Annotated in this window: 15 protein-coding genes; 4 read left to right on the forward strand and 11 right to left on the reverse strand. The window is 62.3% G+C overall.

Annotated elements, in window-relative coordinates:
• Window position 1: 1 nt before the first annotated feature.
• From rbbA to IEG05_RS10555, 8 genes are all read right to left on the reverse strand, one after another.
• Window positions 2-2,743, reverse strand: coding sequence for a ribosome-associated ATPase/putative transporter RbbA (rbbA, locus tag IEG05_RS10520; protein WP_046618168.1), 2,742 nt, complete (start codon window positions 2,741-2,743; stop codon window positions 2-4).
• Window positions 2,740-3,816 (reverse strand): HlyD family secretion protein, encoded by a 1,077-nt coding sequence (locus IEG05_RS10525; protein WP_046618167.1) that lies wholly within the window; start codon window positions 3,814-3,816, stop codon window positions 2,740-2,742. The genes rbbA and IEG05_RS10525 overlap by 4 nt, the downstream gene beginning before the upstream one ends.
• Window positions 3,817-3,933: 117 nt before the next feature.
• On the reverse strand, window positions 3,934-4,560 hold the full coding sequence (locus IEG05_RS10530) for an ABC-type transport auxiliary lipoprotein family protein (protein ID WP_014822140.1): 627 nt from the start codon (window positions 4,558-4,560) through the stop codon (window positions 3,934-3,936).
• Complete coding sequence (locus IEG05_RS10535) at window positions 4,557-5,495, reverse strand: MlaD family protein (protein ID WP_046618166.1); 939 nt, start codon at window positions 5,493-5,495, stop codon at window positions 4,557-4,559. Before IEG05_RS10535 ends, IEG05_RS10530 begins: the two co-directional genes overlap by 4 nt.
• 1 nt (window position 5,496) lies before the next feature.
• Entirely contained in the window at window positions 5,497-6,282 is a 786-nt protein-coding gene (locus IEG05_RS10540) for an ABC transporter ATP-binding protein (RefSeq protein ID WP_023445797.1), read from the reverse strand.
• Window positions 6,279-7,427, reverse strand: coding sequence for an ABC transporter permease (locus IEG05_RS10545; protein ID WP_046618253.1), 1,149 nt, complete (start codon window positions 7,425-7,427; stop codon window positions 6,279-6,281). Before IEG05_RS10545 ends, IEG05_RS10540 begins: the two co-directional genes overlap by 4 nt.
• Before the next feature lie 127 nt (window positions 7,428-7,554).
• Window positions 7,555-8,691, reverse strand: coding sequence for a catalase family protein (locus tag IEG05_RS10550; RefSeq protein WP_046618165.1), 1,137 nt, complete (start codon window positions 8,689-8,691; stop codon window positions 7,555-7,557).
• Between the two features lie 26 nt (window positions 8,692-8,717).
• Complete coding sequence (locus tag IEG05_RS10555; RefSeq protein WP_191122000.1) at window positions 8,718-10,589, reverse strand: di-heme-cytochrome C peroxidase; 1,872 nt, start codon at window positions 10,587-10,589, stop codon at window positions 8,718-8,720.
• Between the two features lie 1,085 nt (window positions 10,590-11,674).
• On the opposite strand from IEG05_RS10555, the gene IEG05_RS10560 reads away from it, so the two are divergent.
• Complete coding sequence (locus tag IEG05_RS10560; protein ID WP_046618163.1) at window positions 11,675-11,938, forward strand: CopG family ribbon-helix-helix protein; 264 nt, start codon at window positions 11,675-11,677, stop codon at window positions 11,936-11,938.
• Window positions 11,901-12,191 (forward strand): type II toxin-antitoxin system RelE/ParE family toxin, encoded by a 291-nt coding sequence (locus tag IEG05_RS10565; RefSeq protein ID WP_046618162.1) that lies wholly within the window; start codon window positions 11,901-11,903, stop codon window positions 12,189-12,191. Before IEG05_RS10560 ends, IEG05_RS10565 begins: the two co-directional genes overlap by 38 nt.
• A gap of 381 nt (window positions 12,192-12,572) precedes the next feature.
• Here the strand turns inward: IEG05_RS10565 and IEG05_RS10570 are convergent, their stop codons facing one another.
• Window positions 12,573-13,166 carry a hypothetical protein gene (locus tag IEG05_RS10570; RefSeq protein ID WP_046618161.1) on the reverse strand — a complete coding sequence of 198 codons (594 nt, stop codon included), beginning with the start codon at window positions 13,164-13,166 and terminating at the stop codon, window positions 12,573-12,575.
• A gap of 318 nt (window positions 13,167-13,484) precedes the next feature.
• Here IEG05_RS10570 and IEG05_RS10575 point away from each other — a divergent pair, with 318 nt between their 5' ends.
• Both IEG05_RS10575 and IEG05_RS10580 read left to right on the forward strand, forming a co-directional pair.
• Window positions 13,485-13,646 (forward strand): hypothetical protein, encoded by a 162-nt coding sequence (locus tag IEG05_RS10575; protein WP_191122001.1) that lies wholly within the window; start codon window positions 13,485-13,487, stop codon window positions 13,644-13,646.
• Complete coding sequence (locus IEG05_RS10580) at window positions 13,639-14,616, forward strand: tyrosine-type recombinase/integrase (RefSeq protein ID WP_191122002.1); 978 nt, start codon at window positions 13,639-13,641, stop codon at window positions 14,614-14,616. Before IEG05_RS10575 ends, IEG05_RS10580 begins: the two co-directional genes overlap by 8 nt.
• Before the next feature lie 199 nt (window positions 14,617-14,815).
• Here the strand turns inward: IEG05_RS10580 and IEG05_RS10585 are convergent, their stop codons facing one another.
• Both IEG05_RS10585 and IEG05_RS10590 read right to left on the reverse strand, forming a co-directional pair.
• Window positions 14,816-14,977, reverse strand: a complete 162-nt coding sequence (locus IEG05_RS10585; protein WP_191122003.1) for a hypothetical protein — start codon at window positions 14,975-14,977, stop codon at window positions 14,816-14,818.
• 384 nt (window positions 14,978-15,361) lie between these two features.
• Entirely contained in the window at window positions 15,362-16,888 is a 1,527-nt protein-coding gene (locus IEG05_RS10590) for a conjugal transfer protein TraG N-terminal domain-containing protein (protein ID WP_191122004.1), read from the reverse strand.
• Between the last annotated feature and the right edge of the window lie 2 nt (window positions 16,889-16,890).

The following is a 16,890-nucleotide window of genomic DNA, read 5'->3' on the forward strand; positions in this document are numbered from 1 at the left end:
GTCATTTCTCCTGCTTGCGCAGGCCGGCGACGCTGAGCAGGGTCAGCAGCGGAATGGCCAGCAGCATGGGAATGAAATAGGGGTACAGCTCGGCCAGCCCCAGCGACTTGGAGAACACCCCGCGGCTGATGATTAGGAAGTGGCTGGTCGGGTAGAGTTTGCCGATGAAGGCACCGGCACCCTCCATCGCCGAAACCGGATGGATCAGTCCGGAGAACTGGATGGCCGGCAGCAGGGTGACGATGGTGGTGCCGAAGATCGCCGCGATCTGGCTGTTCAATATCGACGACATCAGCAGGCCAAGGCCGGTGGCGCAGGTCACGTAGAGCAGCGCGCCAAGGCAGAGGGTGAGGATGCTGCCCTTGATCGGAATACCGAAGACGAACACCGCCAGCAGCGCCAGGGTGGCGAAATTGAACATGCCCAGGGCGATATAGGGCAGTTGCTTGCCGAGCAGGAATTCCAGGCGGGTGGTCGGCGTGACGTAGAAATTGGTGATCGAGCCCAGTTCCTTTTCGCGCACCACGCCGAGGGCGGTGAGCATCGCCGGGATCATCATCAGGAGCAGCGGGATCATCGCCGGTGCCATGGCTGGCAGGCTCTGCACGTCCGGGTTGTAGCGATAACGAATGGCCACGTCAGCCGGTGCCAGCTGCCCGTCGACGCCCGCCTCGCGGGCCAGCTGCTGCAGGTAGCTCAGGTGGATGCCTTGCACATAGCCCTTGATGGTGTCGGCGCGCATCGGCATGGCGCCATCGATCCAGAACGCGACTTGCGGCACGGCGCCGCGCTTGAGGTCGCGGCCGAAATTCGGCGGAATCTCCACGGCCAGGCTGATGTCGTTGCTGCGCATGCGCTGATCGAGCTCGGCATGGCTGGCCAGCGGCGCCTGCTCGATGAAGTAGCGCGAGCCGGCCATGTTCAGCAGGTAGTGCTGGCTGGTGGTGGTCTGGTCGCGGTCGAGCACGGCGTAGGTCAGGTTCTCCACGTCGAAGCTGACGCCGTAGCCCATGATGAACATCAGCAGCACGCTGCCGAGCATCGCCAGCGTCGCCCGAATCGGGTCGCGGCGCAGTTCCATGGCCTCCCGACGGGTGTAGCTGAGCAGGCGGCGCAGGCTGAAGCGGGCCTGACGGCCATTGTTGCCGGCCGGTTGGATCGGGTTGCGCGTCGCGGCAGGCGGCGCTGCTGGCTGGTCGGCGGCATGTGCGGCAGCGGCTTCCTCCAGGTAGGCGATAAAGGTCTCTTCCAGCGTCGGCAGGCCGCGCTTGGCCATCAGCGCCTGCGGCGTGTCGCTATCGAGCACCCGTCCGGCATGCATCAGCGAGATGCGGTCGCAGCGCAGTGCCTCGTTCATGAAGTGGGTGGAGATGAAGATGGTCACGCCGTCCTCGCGGGACAGCTGCACCAGCAACTCCCAGAAGCCATCGCGCGCCACCGGATCGACCCCGGAGGTGGGCTCGTCGAGGATGAGGATTTCCGGGTTGTGGATCACCGCCACGGCCAGCGACAGGCGCTGGCGCACGCCCAGCGGCAGGCTGCTCGGCAGGCTTTCGGCATCGCCGGTGAGATCGAAGCGGGTGAGCATCTCCTGAATGCGCGTGGCGCGCCGCTCCACCGGCAGGTGGAACAGTCGCGCATGCAGCTCGAGGTTCTGCCGCACCGTCAGCTCGCTGTACAGCGAGAAGGCCTGGGACATGTAGCCGACGCGTTGGCGGGTCTGCATGTCGTGCGGGTCCACCGGTTTGCCGAACAGCAGCGCCTCGCCCTCGCTGGCCGGCAGCAGGCCGGTGAGCATCTTCATGGTGGTGGTCTTGCCGCAGCCGTTGGAGCCTAGAAAGCCGAAGATCTCGCCGCGGGAGATGCGGAAATTGACCTGGTCCACCGCGACGAAATCGCCGAAGCGCATGGTCAGCCCGTGGGCCTCGATTGCGATGCTGTCACTGTGCGGCTGTGGCGGAATGACCAGCTCGCGGTGCTGGCTGCGCTTGGCTTCCGGCAGGAGGCGGATAAAGGCCTGCTCCAGCGAGTCGCTGCCGGTGCGCGCCAGGAGCTCGGCCGGTGTGCCGGTGGCCAGCACCTGGCCGGCGTCCATCGCCACCAGGTGATCGAAACGTTGCGCCTCATCCATGTAGGCGGTGGCGACCAGTACGCTCATCTGTGGCCGCTCGGAACGGATGCGCTCGATCAGCTCCCAGAATTGCGCGCGCGACAGCGGGTCGACGCCGGTGGTGGGCTCGTCGAGGATCAGCAGGTCGGGGTCGTGGATCAGCGCGCAGCAGAGGCCGAGCTTCTGCTTCATGCCGCCGGAGAGCTTTCCCGCCGGGCGCTCGACGAACGGCGCGAGGCCCGTGCTGCGGGTCAGTTCGGCGATGCGCCAGTGGCGCTCTTCGGCGTCCTGGCCGAACAGCCGGCCGAAGAACTCGAGGTTCTCGAACACCGTCAGCGTCGGGTAGAGATTCTTGCCCAGCCCCTGAGGCATGTAGGCGATGCGCGGGCAGACCGCGCGGCGGTGGCCGGCATCGCCCATGTCGCCGTCGAGCACCTGCACATGGCCCTGCTGCAACTTGCGCGCACCGGCGATCAGCGCCAGCAGGCTCGACTTGCCGACCCCGTCCGGGCCGATCAGGCCGACCATGCAGCGCGCCGGCAGCGACAGGCTGAGGTCGTCCAGCGCGCGGGTCTTGCCGTACTGCAGGCTGACTCCGCTGATCTCGGCGACCGGGTCAGGAGACTGGTTCATTTGCCGACATTGATCTGCAGGTGCGCCGGCCATTCGGCGTCAGCGTCAAGCTTCAGATAGGCCATTCCGGGCAGCCCGGTCTTGACCTGCTCCATGTGTTTCTTCAGCAGTTCCGGATCGATCCGCGCCTTGACCCGGAACATCAGCTTCTCGCGCTCGCTCTCGGTTTCCACCGTCTTCGGCGTGAATTGCGCGACGCTGGCGACATAAGTGACCTTGGCGGGAATCACGTACTGTGGCGCCGCATCGATCACCAGGCGCACCTCGCTGCCCATCGCCACCCGGCCGGCCTGGCGCTCGGGGAGGAAGAAGGTCATGTAGACGTCGGCCAGGTCGACCAGATTGAGCAGCTTGCCGCCGGCGCCGAGTACCTCGCCCGGTTGCGCCACGCGGTACTGCACGCGCGCCACGCGATCGGTCTTCAGTTCGCTATCCGTGATGTCCGCCTGCAGCCGAACCACGCTGGCCTGTGCCGCCTCCAGCGCAGATTGCGCTTCGATGACCTGGGACCTCGCGGCGGCGATGCCGGCATCGGCCGAGAGCACCTGCGAGCGCGAAGCAGCCAGCGCAGCCTGCGCGCTTTGCATGGCGGCGAGGTCGTCGTCCAGCTGCTGGCGCGGCAGGGCGTTGCGGCCGACGAGGGTAGCGGTGCGCTGGTGGCGTTTCTGCGCCGCGGTCAGTTCGGCGCGCCGCTGCAATACCACCGCCTCGGCAGTGGCCTTCTCGCTCTCGCGCTGGGTGACCAGCGCCTGGGCGGTGAGGATGGCGTTTTCTGCCTGGCGCACCTGGGCGCGGGCCTGGTTGAGCTGGGCGTCGAGCACTTCGGTATCCATGCGCGCGATGACCTGGCCCGGCTGGACGAAGTCGCCCTCGTCGACGGTGATCTCGCGGATGCGACCACCGAGCTTGGTCGCCACATCGATCTCGGTGGCCTCGATCCGGCCGTTGCCGCTGGCAAAGCCCTCGCCCAAGCCATCCGTGCGCAACTCCGACCATGCCAGCAGGCCGATTACCACGAGCGCGACGAGCGCGAACAGCACCCGTCGAAGATTTTTCTGGGCTGGCGCTTTCATGGGCGTTCCTTACGTGAAGCGATAGTTCGCATAATAAGCGATTGCCCTGAAGGTTACGCTTAGCCTGAGTCAATAAAACTGCGGTTCAGCGCCTTTAATCGACTTTTTCGCCGGTTTTCACTGCGCGGGATGGCTTTTTGCTACCGCCACGACCCAGCTTTGCAACTGCTGACTCAGCTCGTCGCTGGCCTGGGCGAAGGCATCGACGACGCTTTCCAGTTGTGGGCTGTGGGCGGGCTGGAGAATGTCGAAGCGGCGACTGGCGAGAATCCGCTGGTCAGCGGTCGAGGCGAGCTGCGCGTCGAGACGGATCCGCACATGAGGGTGGCCGTCGATGTATTCGCTTTGAAACGCCCTCAGATCGCTGAACAGCTCCAGCTCGGCGAACAGGTTGCTTTCCTCATTGCTCACTGCCGCTGCCTGCCCGCCTTGCCTGAACTGCTCGACCAAGCGGTCGCGCAGTAGCGTCGGTGCCGCATCGCCCCAGCGCGCGCCCTGATAGCTGCTGATCTGGTTGCCGTTCGGCACCACGGCGATGCGTGGCCCGGCAAGGATGCGGCTTGCATGGGGGGTATGAATACGCAGTGCCTGGCGCAAGGTGCCAGTGGACTGATTTGCCGGCACGTCGCCGGTCGGCAGCAGAAACACCCGGATTGGTTCGGCGTCGGGCAGCAAGGTGCAGGCCGAAAGCGTGCCGAACAGCGTCGCGAGGACGAGGGGGCGGAACAGCGCTAGGCGGCTCATGGGGTGAACTCCTGAATCTTTTCGCGGCCGAGCAGGAAGCCGCTCGGGTTGTCTTCGAGGCGCTGGGTGACGCGACGCAGCGCGCCGAGGGTGCCGCGCAGTTCGTTGATTGCCGGACCGAGGTCGCTGAAGCCCTGCAGGCCGTTGTTCAGCGCGCCCTGGTTGTCGGACAGCAGCGAGTCCAAGCGCGAGGTGGCACGCTCCAGCGCGGCCATCGATTCACCCGCGCTGCTCAGCAGTTGGCGTCCTTCATCGTCGATCAGGCCGTTGGCGTTCTGGGTCAGGCGGGTGATTTCCGCCAGTGCGGTGTTGGTCTGCTGCCCCAGTTGCCCGAGCTGGGTCAGCGCTTCGCTGAGATCGCCCCGTTGCTCGGCCAGCACGCTGGTCGCCTGTTCCAGATTGGCCAGGGTGCGGCCGATGCGACCGGCATTGTCTTCGGAGAGCATCAGGTTGGCGCTGCGCAGCAGGTTGTTGATGTTGGTCATCAGGTCTTCGCCGTTCTCCAGCAGCGCGCTCAGCGGCGATGGGTCGGCGATGATCAGTGGCGGCTCGCCGCGCTTGCCCTCCAGTGGCGGGCTCTGTGGCGTGCCGCTGTGCAGCTGGATGATCATGCTGCCGGTGATGTTGGCCAGCGCCAGGCGGGCGCGGGTGTCCTGCTTGATCGGCGTGCCGGAATACACGCGGATGCGCGCCCGCACCTTGCGTGGGTCGTCCGGCTCGAGCCACAGCGCTTCGACGTCGCCGACCTTGATGCCGCTGTACTCCACAGAGCTGCCGTTGGACAGCCCGCTGACCGCGCGATTGAAGCTGATCTCGTAATAGTTGTATTCGCGATCCATGCTCGACTTGCCCAGCCAGAGGGCGAACAGCAGGGCGCCGCCGACTGCCAGGACGGTGAACAGGCCGATCAGCACGTGATGGGCGCGGGTTTCCATGTCAGTTCTCCTGCAAGTCGGCAGCCTGTTGCGCCGCCCGGCCACGTGGGCCGTGGAAGTAGTCGCGAATCCAGGCGTCGTCGGTGGCTTCCACCACCTCCAGGCGATCGGCCACCAGCACGCGCTTGCGCGACAGCACGGCGACCCGGTCGCAGATGGTATAGAGCGTATCCAGATCGTGGGTCACCAGAAACACGCTGAGGCCCAGCGCGTCGCGCAGGGTCAGGATCAGCTGGTCGAAGGCTGCCGCGCCGATGGGGTCGAGGCCGGCGGTGGGCTCGTCGAGGAACAGTACTTCCGGGTCCAGCGCCAGCGCGCGCGCCAGTGCAGCGCGCTTGATCATGCCGCCGGACAGCTCGTCGGGGTACTTGCAGGCGGCGTCCGCCGGTAGGCCGGCCAGCGCCAGCTTCAGCCGCGCCAGGTGCTCGGCATCCTTGCGTTCGAGGCCGGCGTGCTCGATCAGCGGCAGGGCGACGTTCTCCTGCAGATTCAGCGAGGTGAACAGTGCGCCACGCTGGAACAGCACGCCGAAGCGTCGTTCCAGCTGTGAGCGGCGCTCGGCCGACAGTTCCAGCAGGTTCTCGCCAAATACCGTTACGCTGCCGGCGTTGGGCCGGCGCAGGCCGACGATGCTGCGCAGCAACACCGACTTGCCGGTGCCAGAACCGCCGACCACGCCGAGAATCTCGCCACGGCGGATGTCCAGGTCGAGATTCTCGTGCACGGTCTGGCTGCCAAAGCGATTGACCAGTCCGCGTACCTGAATCAGCGAGTCGTTGCTCGTCACCAACCCATCTCCATGAAGAACAGCGCGGCGATGGCGTCCAGCAGGATCACCATGAAGATTGCCTGGACCACGCTGGAGGTGGTGTGCTCGCCCACCGACTGCGCGCTGCCGCTGACCTTGAAGCCTTCCAGACAGCCGATCACCGCGATGATGAAGGCGAATACCGGGGCCTTGCCCAGCCCGACCAGGAAATGGCTGACGGCGATATCGCGCGCCATGATGTTGAAGAACATCGTCGGCGAGATGTCCAGCGCCAGCACGCACACCACCAGCCCGCCGGCGATGCCGCTGAGCATGCCGACGAAGGTCAGGATCGGCAGCGTGATCAGCATCGCCAGCACCCGTGGCAGCACCAGCAGCTCGATCGGGCTCAGGCCGAGGGTGCGGACCGCGTCGATCTCTTCATTGGATTTCATCGAGCCGATCTGCGCGGCGAAGGCGCTGGCGCTGCGTCCGGCGAGCAGGATCGCCGCCAGCAGCACGCCGAACTCGCGCAGGAAGGAAAAGCCCACCAGATTGACGGTGTAGATAGTAGCGCCGAAGTCGGCGAGCACGGTCGCGCCAAGAAAGGCCACCACCGCGCCGACCAGAAAGGTCAGCAATGCGACGATCGGCACCGCGTCCAGTCCGGTCTGTTCGATATGCACGGCCAGTGAGGTCAGCCGCCAGCGCCGCGGTCGCGGCAGGGTCAGCAGCAGCGTCTGCAGGGTCAGGCCGATAAAGCCGAGCAGCATGCGCTGCTGCTTCCATACCGCAGCGACGGTGCGACCGACGTGGGCCAGTATGTCGCCGAAGGCATAGCCACGCGGCGGCTCGGCGGCATCCGGTTGATCCAGGGCGCTGGCAACGGTGCGCAGCAGCGCCAGGCGTTCGGCCGGCAATTGCGGCGCCCAGGCTTCAATGGCGGCGATCCGCTCGGGTCCCAGCAGTTCCACCAGCAGGCCGGCGCCTGCCGTATCCAGTGCACCCAGCCCGCTCAGCTCGATCTGGCTGCGCTCGTCGATCCGCGCCCTGAGCCGCTGCACCTCACGACGCAGCGCTGCGTAATGGGCGATGGTCCAGTCACCGACGATGTGCGCCCGCAATGGTGAAGCCCCTGGATCGAGGGTCACCGAACCGGGAGACGAGGACAGGGTGGCGCTCATCTTCTGCAAACGGGTGCCTATGTCGGGCGATGGAGTCCCGATTGATGCTAGCAGGGCTCTGCCCGGCAAGACAGGACCGGATGGCCCGTGGTCGGCAACGGCCGGCGGATGGACCACGACGGTCGCGTCAAAGTGCGCCGTTACGCTCGAGCCGATAGCTGCTGATCGCCTCGTACACCGCCTTGCGCAGCCGATTGATGCCGCCGATGGGACGATGCTCCGGCAGTGCGTGCCAGGGGTTGAAGCTGAGGTTGTCGCAGGCGAGATTCTGCTCGGGGCTGTCGAAGTCCTGCGGCGGCAGGCGGATGTCGGCGACCGTCTCGAATGGCGCGATGGCTTCGTCCCACTCGATGCTGGTGTCCTCAATGGGCATGTAGTGCTCGGCGTTCTGCCGCTGCACCTGCAGGGCGAAGCAGGCGGGCGCGCGGTCGAGGGACAGCTGCTGATAGAGCGCACTGCGCAGGAAGTTCGGCAGGTCGCGGTTCTGCTCGGGTAGCTGGTAGGTTGGGCAGTTCTCCGGCGTCGGGATGACCCGGTACTTGATGCTATGCGGGCCGAACTTGTAGGGCGCCACCGAGCTGTAGGTGGTGGCAACCGGGCTTTGCGGTGCAGGCGCCAGGGTCTGCAACGCGATAAACAGATGGCGCAGCTCCCAGCTGCGCGGATCAACGCTCGGGAAGAACGCCAGCGCCTTCTTGCCCTGCGCCTGGGCGGCGAAGTTGCTGCGGTATTCGGCAACGTCGCGGACGAAGAACACCGGGTGGTTGAACATCACGAAGTCCTGCTCACTGGCGTGGCGCGGGTCGCGGCTGAGCTTTTCCCCCGGCACGTCGAGCAGCTTGATCGCCATACCACGCGCGTCCCGGATGCGGTCGAACTGCGGATAGGCGTTGCCGTTGGACAGTCGCACCCAGGCCTGCCAGGTCTTGCCCGGTTCGCTGAAAACGCCCTGGCGCAGCATGGGCTGCAGGTCGGCGCGCACGCTGACCTCGGCGCGCACGCAGCCGTGGGCCTTGGCATGGGCGTCGCGCAGCACACGGGTGTTCCCGCTGTACTGCTCTACCACGGCAATGGCGTCGGCGATGATCGCCTGGGTGTCGGCCGCTTCGCTCGGCGCGATGACTTCTTCGCTGGAGACGGGGCCACGATGGGTGAGGTGAAAGTGGACGGCGGCAATCGCCCAGCCTGCCAGGCCCACGGCGGTGACGGCGAGCAGCAGCCGGCCCAGCAGGCGACCGATCCAGAGCCAGAGTCTTGTCAGCATGAAACAGATCCTTGTGCGGGGGCAGGTCAGGGGCAGCTTGGGCCGGGGTTGTGGGGGGGCGCCGGCAATTCCTCGAGGCGCGGTTCGAATCGGGGGTCGCCGAGCACCTTGAGGTACTCGACCAGCGCCCAGCGCTCGTGCGGTGCCAGTGCCCGGCCGATCACGCCGTTGCCACGGCAGCCGGCGCGGAATTCATGGCCGCGGTTGCTGTTGCCGGTGATCGCGGTATCCAGCAGAAAGCCGCCGTCGAAGCGCTCGGTGCGGATACCTACGTGCTGCGGATCGTATTCGCGACTACCCACCCAGAACTGCTTCTGCCGTTCGGCGACCGGCGACAGCAGCTGGAACAGAGTGGGGACCGAGCCGTTATGCAGGAACGGCGGCGTCGCCCAGATGCCGTCCAGCGGACGTGCCTTGTAGCCGCGCAGTTCCTGCACGCCGATCGGCAGGCCGAAGCCGTCGAATTCCGCGCGCTCGACCTCGTCGATGCCGGCGTCACGGTAGGCGCGCTCTTCGACATAGACCGTGATATAGGCCAGCCCCTTGGCGCTGGACAGGCTGGCGAGATCGAGCGGGCCGGCTGGCGCGCCATACAGCTGCACATCCAGACGATCCAGCTCGTCCTGAGTCCAGCCCAGACGGGTCAGGTCGAAGCGGTGGTCGGCGATATTGTCGGCCGTGGTCGGATCGGTACCGACGAAGGAGGTGGGGATCACCTTCATGCGCCACTCGGGGTCGCGCTCGGCAGCGAAACGCTTGTCGACCGGCCTGGGCCTGGCGTCGTGGCAATGCGCGCAGTTTTCCTTGTACAGCGCGCGACCGAGGCTGGCCTGCGTGAGATCGATCGCGCCCAGCACGTCTTCGGGCCAGCGGGGCGGGGCCAGCTGCATGAGCGTGGTTTCCAGCCTGTGCAGGTCTCGTACGCGAACGCCCGATGCGTAGCGCTCGGCTTCGGCGACGGGCTGGCCGTTCTCATGCAGCAGCCGCAGCGTGGCGCCAACACCCAGCGCCTCGCCGATATTGCGCGCCATCGGCTGCATGGCCGAGCCGTTCCACTGCACCCAGTCGAACTTCCAGATATCCCACAGATGCGGGTAGCTCACCGGCGCGTTGGCCACGCGGTAGTTCGCCGGATCGATGGTGTCGCCGAACACGCTGTTGGCGATGCGACCGAACGCATCGGTACGGCCGAAGCCTTCTTCGGTAGGGTAGAGCCCGCGGTGCCAGTCGTTGTAGGCGGTGCCGAGCAGACGGTCGAGCACCTGCTTGAAGTCGTGGCGCAACTGCGCGCGGTCCTGCTCGTAGCGCTCGCCCAGCACCTGCTCGGCGAAGCGACGGAACTTGAGCGGGTTGTAATAGGTGAAGGCCATGCTCATGCCCAGCGCCTGGCCAAAGGCTCCACCGCGCAAGGTCGGCACGGTGGAGGCCAGCGAATGCATCGCCGCGCCGCCGTCGATACGAATGGCCTGACCCCCATAGCGCAGCTCGCCGGTGTGGCAGGCCGCGCAGGTCACATCCAGATAGGCGCGACCGGTCTCATCATCCTCGTGGCGGGCAAAGCCGACCGGCAGGTTGCCGGGGTTCAGCGCGGTGGCTTGCTGTGCGGGATCGACCAGAAAGCCGAAGCGCGCGAGGTAGTCGGGCGTGGCGAACCTGTCCCGGCTGAAGGGCAGCTCCAGCGCACGGAACCAGTCGTACTCCAGTCCCTTAACCTGGGTGCCTTGCGGCGTGTAGTAATAGGTCTGCCGCTGCGTGGTGTCCCACTGCTCCAGATAATGCAGCGCTTCGGGCGCTTCGTACTCTGGAAGGTTCGGGTAGGCCACGAAATACAGCCCGACCCCCACGACCAGCACGGCCAACAACAAGACAGCCCCCAGGGCTCGGCGCAGCAATCGCATCGGTACATCCTTGTAGCGTCATGGCGAGTGCGCGTTTATCGCAGGGTTAATAAGCAATGGCAATAAATGGGACAAGGAACATTTATTGTTTGCCGGGCAAATATCAAGGATGCGTCTAAAACGCGCGTGAGGTTAGGTTGAGGGGTGATCGGTGATGGCGCGGCAGGTTTGCCTTGAGCCGACCGGCCGTCGTTGGCAGGCGATCCGTTCATCGCTGACGGACCTGCGGAAACGCAAAAGCCCGCAGTGAGCGGGCTTTGTCGGAGCGTTTCGAGCGGGACTCGAAACGACTATCTATATGGCGCATCCGGCGGGATTCGAACCCACGACCTCCTTCGGAGGGCAAAATTTATAGCTGAGCGTCAAATGTTATTTTTCGGCGATAAACGGTCTGGATGGTCGTATACTTGGCTAAGCGCTTGATATTTAGCAATATCTATTATCACCATGTTGTGCCAATTTGCTTCGATTAATCGAGGCTCAAAACCGATTCGCAACTATCTCGGCACAAAATTTGGCACGTAAATATATTGCCGTTTGACATAGAGCTGTGCGATAGGCCCGCCGCGTCAGGATAGTTGTCGTGTGAGTTGATTCGATGAGTCTTGGTCGGTGGGCGGAAGTGAGAGCCGTGTGGCGCGTTATTCGATAGAGCTTTGGTGCTCAGTCGGCGATTGGCCGCCAGTGGGTGCGGCTTCGTACGCCTGCTCGGCCAGCTCGATCAGCTGCCACTGGGTGAGGTTGTCGTTGCACGGACAAATGCAGCTCTTACGGGTCGCAGTCGTGACCTACAGGCAGAAAGATAGCCATGGCAGGGCGGGGCCAGTTTGGCCAGCGCATACCCTCTCGCAGGCACCGCTTGATCACGCCAGGCATCTGCTCTGTATCTAAGGTGGCCGATCTCCTCGGTGTGCATAGGTCGACGACTATCTAGCCAGGGGCGTTGCAATCGACTGCAGAATCGCTATGTCGTATGCATCTGGAACCATACATTTCTGCAATTTTTTATTGAATTATGTAGTGATAGACGTATACTTAAGCTGATCGTGTTTACAAAGTTTACGGTGTAACCGGAGGGTGCTAAAATGGCTTCGCCTGTTCTGTCGTTTCGCCTTGACGAAGAAATCGTCTCCCAGCTGGACAAGCTGGCCGAGGCTACCGACCGGGATCGTCTGTACCATGTAAAGCGTGCTATGGCTCGTTACCTCGAGTCCGAGTCGTGGCACCTGCAGGCGATCGAGGTCGGCATCGAAGCTGCGGACGCGGGCAAACTTACTGATCTAGCAGCCGTCAAGGCTAAGTGGGTGAGCCGTGCCGAAAATCGTAATAACCGATCCAGCGGACAGTGATCTAGACGCGATCTTCGATTACTACGGTCCTCTCGTTGGAGAGGACCACGCAAACGCAATCATCGTGCAGATCCTAGAGCAGCTAGAACTCTTGGAAGCATTCCCTGGGATGGGGCGTCCCTCGCTCAAGCCTGACGTGCGGGAAGTGGTCATCACACGCTATCCATTCCTCGCGCCCTACCGCGTCGTGAACGATGAGATCCAGATCCTCAGGGTAGTGCATCAGCGAGCCGAGCACCCCAGCGATTGGTAAAAGTCCCGGAAGGGGGTTTTCGTTTTTGGGCTAAGGGTTTGGGGGCAATGGAACCAAAATCCAAGCGGAAGGGCTTCTGCCACACCTAATCGCGACTGCCATCTGCCCGGCTTGCTATTCAGCTAGCCGGAACCCTTCCCCAATAGACAGACGCCTTGGCAGATCCTGGCGGTAATACGTCAGGAAATGCCGGAACAGGCCCTATCCTAGCGTTGCGCAGGTTGCCGCCCTGGCGGCCCGACTAAGCCATAGCCATTTCGCACTGCGAAATGGCTATGGCGGTTCACAGACAGCGACTGAAGTACCTAGTGCGAATGCGAAATGGCTGAATATCAGTTGGATTTGACCAAATATTTCCGACCTTAGCTGATGCCAGCTAGTTCAGCCACGGATGGTAATGTCGATTTGCTCAACCCCAACCCCAAACCTCAATGCTAATCCTCGCTTCGCCTCATCAATCGACAATGACTTTGGCTCTTCCTGCGCAGGCAATATCGGATCGTCAATCGTAGCGGCCTCGTAGTCATCACCTGGCATCTCTTTGGGTTCCACGTCTCCAAAATCAATATGACTGCCAAGTCGCGTCCAGGACAGGCCTTCGAGGTCATCAAGGGTGTGGATGCCGTAATCTGACAATTTAGTGTATGCGACAGGGTTTCGATTCCCATCCCATGAATTAGGGACGTTCAATTCTGCGAATGCAGATATCTTTATGATCGATCGATCCGAAGCACCCTGTTCCGTTGATTTCGTTACCGTGCTGATCTTGCCGATAAGAAACGCCGATTGATGCTCAGCCGTAGCTTGGCCCCAAGTCTGGTTTCTGTTCTGCACACACACCAGGTACTTACGCTTCGACGCTTTTGACATGTCAATCCGCCAAGCCTGGCTGCCACCCTCATAAAGAATTCTGTCCTTACCGCGACAGGTGTAAACCGTTACGCACTCTTCATTTCCAACATCTTCAATCATCATCACAAGCTACTCCGCCACTAGGCAATCACTACTTAAACACTAAGCTGATAGTACCCTGTATTTATTAGTCGTCAACTAGTGTCTGCGTAGTGATTGCTTACGCTGCGTCTATCCGCGTGTTTAGCTGGCGCAAACGCCTGCCCGTCCTGGGCGTGATGAACGACGCGCCCTGGTCTAATCAGTCACCAATCACGGGCCATTTAATTAACGATAAAATACGTTATCGTTATATTTGAAGAACGCCGACGTCGATGAATTTGCGTCGGGAAGGGTCGTGATCGCAAATGACCAGGGGAACCCATCAAGAGGACGTTCCCCATGTTCTACGATGACGACACTTGCCCGCTCTGCGGCCTTCCCTATCAGGCTGTGGAATGGATCGAGGATCTATCCGGGATCGGTGACGACCTCACTGACCTGATGATCTTCCAGGACGACGATGAGCTGTGCGCCTGCATGGCAGAGGACGAGAATGAATGATCTGATCGCACAACCAGCCGGTGTCCTGCAGGTCGCAAGTGAGCGCCGCCTCACAGCAGCCGAGTTCCAGGGCTTGGCCGAAGTGCCAGCTGCGGCCGAGTGGTTTGCGAACCTGGACAACCCGCGCACGCGCCGTGCCTACCAGGGCGATATTGAGGACTTCAACAGTTTCATTGGCATCAGCAGCCCGGACCAGTTCCGAGCTGTAACCCGGGCGCATGTCCTCGCCTGGCGTCGTCAGCTCGAACAGCGCGGCCTGGCCGGGGCGACGATCCGGCGCAAGCTGGCCGCGCTGGCCAGCCTGTTCGATCACCTGCTTGAATGCAATGCCGTCTCCGGCGGGAACCCGGTGCATGGGGTGAAGCGTCCGAAGATCGAAAGTAACGAAGGCAAGACACCGGCGCTAGGCGATTACCAGGCGAAGGCACTGCTCGATGCACCGGATCCGTCGACAATCAAGGGCATGCGTGATCGGGCGATTCTCGCGGTGTTGCTGTATCACGGGCTTCGTCGCGAGGAGGCAGCACGACTTACCGTCCCAGATCTGCAGGAACGTCGGGGCATCAAGCATTTATGTGTTCACGGTAAAGGCGGCAAGCTGCGGTACCTGCCTTTACACCCGGTTGCAGCCGAGCGGATCTATGCCTACCTCGAGGCGTCAGGTCATCACCTGTCGCAGGAGCGAGCCCCCTTGTTTATGCCGCTACGCGGTCGCAGCACCGGCTCCGGCGTGTCGGCCAATGGCATTTACGCATTGGTGGGGGAGTATGCCCGGGCGGCCGGCATCGAAGTGGCGGGGCTCGGAGTGCATGGGCTGCGAGCCACGGCCGCGACCAACGCGCTTGAACACGAGGCCGACATCGCCAAGGTTCAACAATGGCTAGGGCACGCCAATATCAGCACGACGCGCATCTACGATCGCCGTCAGATGAGGCCTGAGGACTCGCCTACATTCCGAGTCAAATACTGATCACCATGCTGATCACCACGCCGATAATCCATTGGCACAGAAGCGAGCATGTCACGGCCACCATGCTGGTGGTGCGGCTTTTGTGCAGGCATAAAAAAACCGCCTGAGAGGGCGGTTTTTCCCAAGCGTTACGTTGAGAGGCGTAACGCTTGCACATCCGTTACACCAGATGCGTCTATTCACGTGGGTTCATCCTAGATCATGGTGCAACTCCGATCAACCCCTTAACCGCCATGGTGGTGGTCACCAGGTGTACGGAAGCGAATCCATCCATCACCACCACCATGACCACCATGCCGATTGACCCTGCAAAAAAGCAATTTGCCATAATTCGAAAACGGGTATCATCATTGTCGCTCACTACGAGCTTAGACCCCGGATGGGGGAGCCAGAAGTCGACAGGATTCTTCGCCCCCTCAAGCTCAGCCTGAGAAACTGGGCCCGGACATAGAGGGGATCACAACCTGGTCGCCTCACCGGATGCGTCTATTCACGTAGCGAATCCAAAGGCAGTCTTTGTCCGGTACGGGCTGCTGGAGGTTTGGCCTCAGCTAACAAGGGGCCAAGTATGAAGCTTTTGCGACGTACTATGAGCGGTCTGCTGAAGGTGTGGAGGCTGTATAGCCTGTACGACCTGATGCGTGACAGCTTTGACGATTTCTTCATGTAAGAATCGTTTTAGCACTGCAACAGGCCCGCCTCGGCCCCGGTCGAGGCGGGTTTTTTTTGGGGGGGAAACCCAGGGTTAGCCTTTAGCGCCTTTCATCAGCATGCCACCCCCTTTGCCACCAGCATCCTTCACGCCACTTGTCCCCATCTGAAGCCCTTGCAGTGCGCCCCCAGCGGCGAAGCCGGCCCAGCTCAAGGCGCCGATCCAGAACAGGGGCAGGAAAATGAAGACCGCGGCCATTACATAGTTCAACACCATGTCCCCCGTCGCGTTGTTCAACCCCATCAGGGGGTTGAGCGTGGAGTGCGGGGCGCCGCTGCCGTACATCGTGTCGATGATCGTCGAATCCAGCCATCTTGCCAGCTGCAGCCAGAACTCAACAAAGAAGATCCCGAAGTAGATCATCGATACGGTTGTAAGGGTCTTCAGGCTGTACGTCCCCATGACCAGGACAAACGGAATGCAGACGACCATGCCCAGCTTGATGAAAGAGAGCACCATCGGCAGGGCCTGACGAACCTTATCCATCGCCGGGAAGTAGGCCAACGCTCCTGCAGCTGCGCCGATGTCGCTGGCTACCCGCGCCGTTGCGTTAGGCAATGTGTGCCCAACCTGCCCACCGTAATCTGCATAGACTTGGCCTAAAGTCATCGATTGCTGAGCGGGCGCGACCACGGCCCGAATAAGCGAGTCGCCAATCTCTTCTTGGCTTCGATCGGCGAGCCAGTTACTAAAGCGCTCGAGGAGTGTCGGCTCGACTTGGCCTAGCAAACGGCTACGGAGCCCGATGTTCTCATCGGCCCACCATTCCCTGCAGGTTGGGTAACCACCACCACTGCCAACGCGTGCTAGCCCTTCATCTCGTGACTCACTGTACGGCCAGTCTGCCCTGGGCTTGGTGGAATTGAACGTGCCGTAGTAGTCCCCACTCTCCAGAAATGTCTTGGAGCCGGGCCACGAGACGTCGTAGAGCTGCTCCTCAGAGAGTTCTGGGCGATCCTGAAACATCTTCGCTCTCGATGGCGCATAACAGTCTCGGGTGAAATCAGCTACCTCTTGCGCAAGAAGCGGATCGTTTACTCGCGTGGTGTCGACCTCCATACGCATCTGCCGCAAGTCGAAGCCACATGGTATGGCTGCGATACTGGAACTTGTCACAGCCCGCGATACAGCATGCATCATGAACCACCACAAAGGAGTTTTAGCGCTCTGGCCGTTGAGGGTGGAGAATGAGGCGCCGTAGGCAGTGTCCTCAGGCTGTTTCGTCGCCTCCCCTGCAGGTACGAATGCCTGGCATTGCATGCTTCGCTCGGTATTGAACTCGATCGTCGAGAAATCCACAGGCATGAGCGGCAGCGCTGCAAAGAACAAAACCACTAAGGCAACCCAGACCCGCGTCTCAATGCGGTTGGCAGACAATATGCCCTTGTTGCCTTCGTCAGCACCTTCAGCACGGGCTCGCAGCCACTCCTGCAAGACGATAACGAAGAAGGGAACAGCGAAGAGCCCCGTATCCGCAAGCGTCGCCCATATGCCATTGCTGACGATCCAAGACACCAGCGTCAGAAAGTACTCAAGGTAATCCGTGGTGTAGAGAGTCATGG

Origin of the sequence: Stutzerimonas kunmingensis (genome assembly GCF_014764705.1) — a bacterium.
Taxonomy (GTDB): domain Bacteria; phylum Pseudomonadota; class Gammaproteobacteria; order Pseudomonadales; family Pseudomonadaceae; genus Stutzerimonas.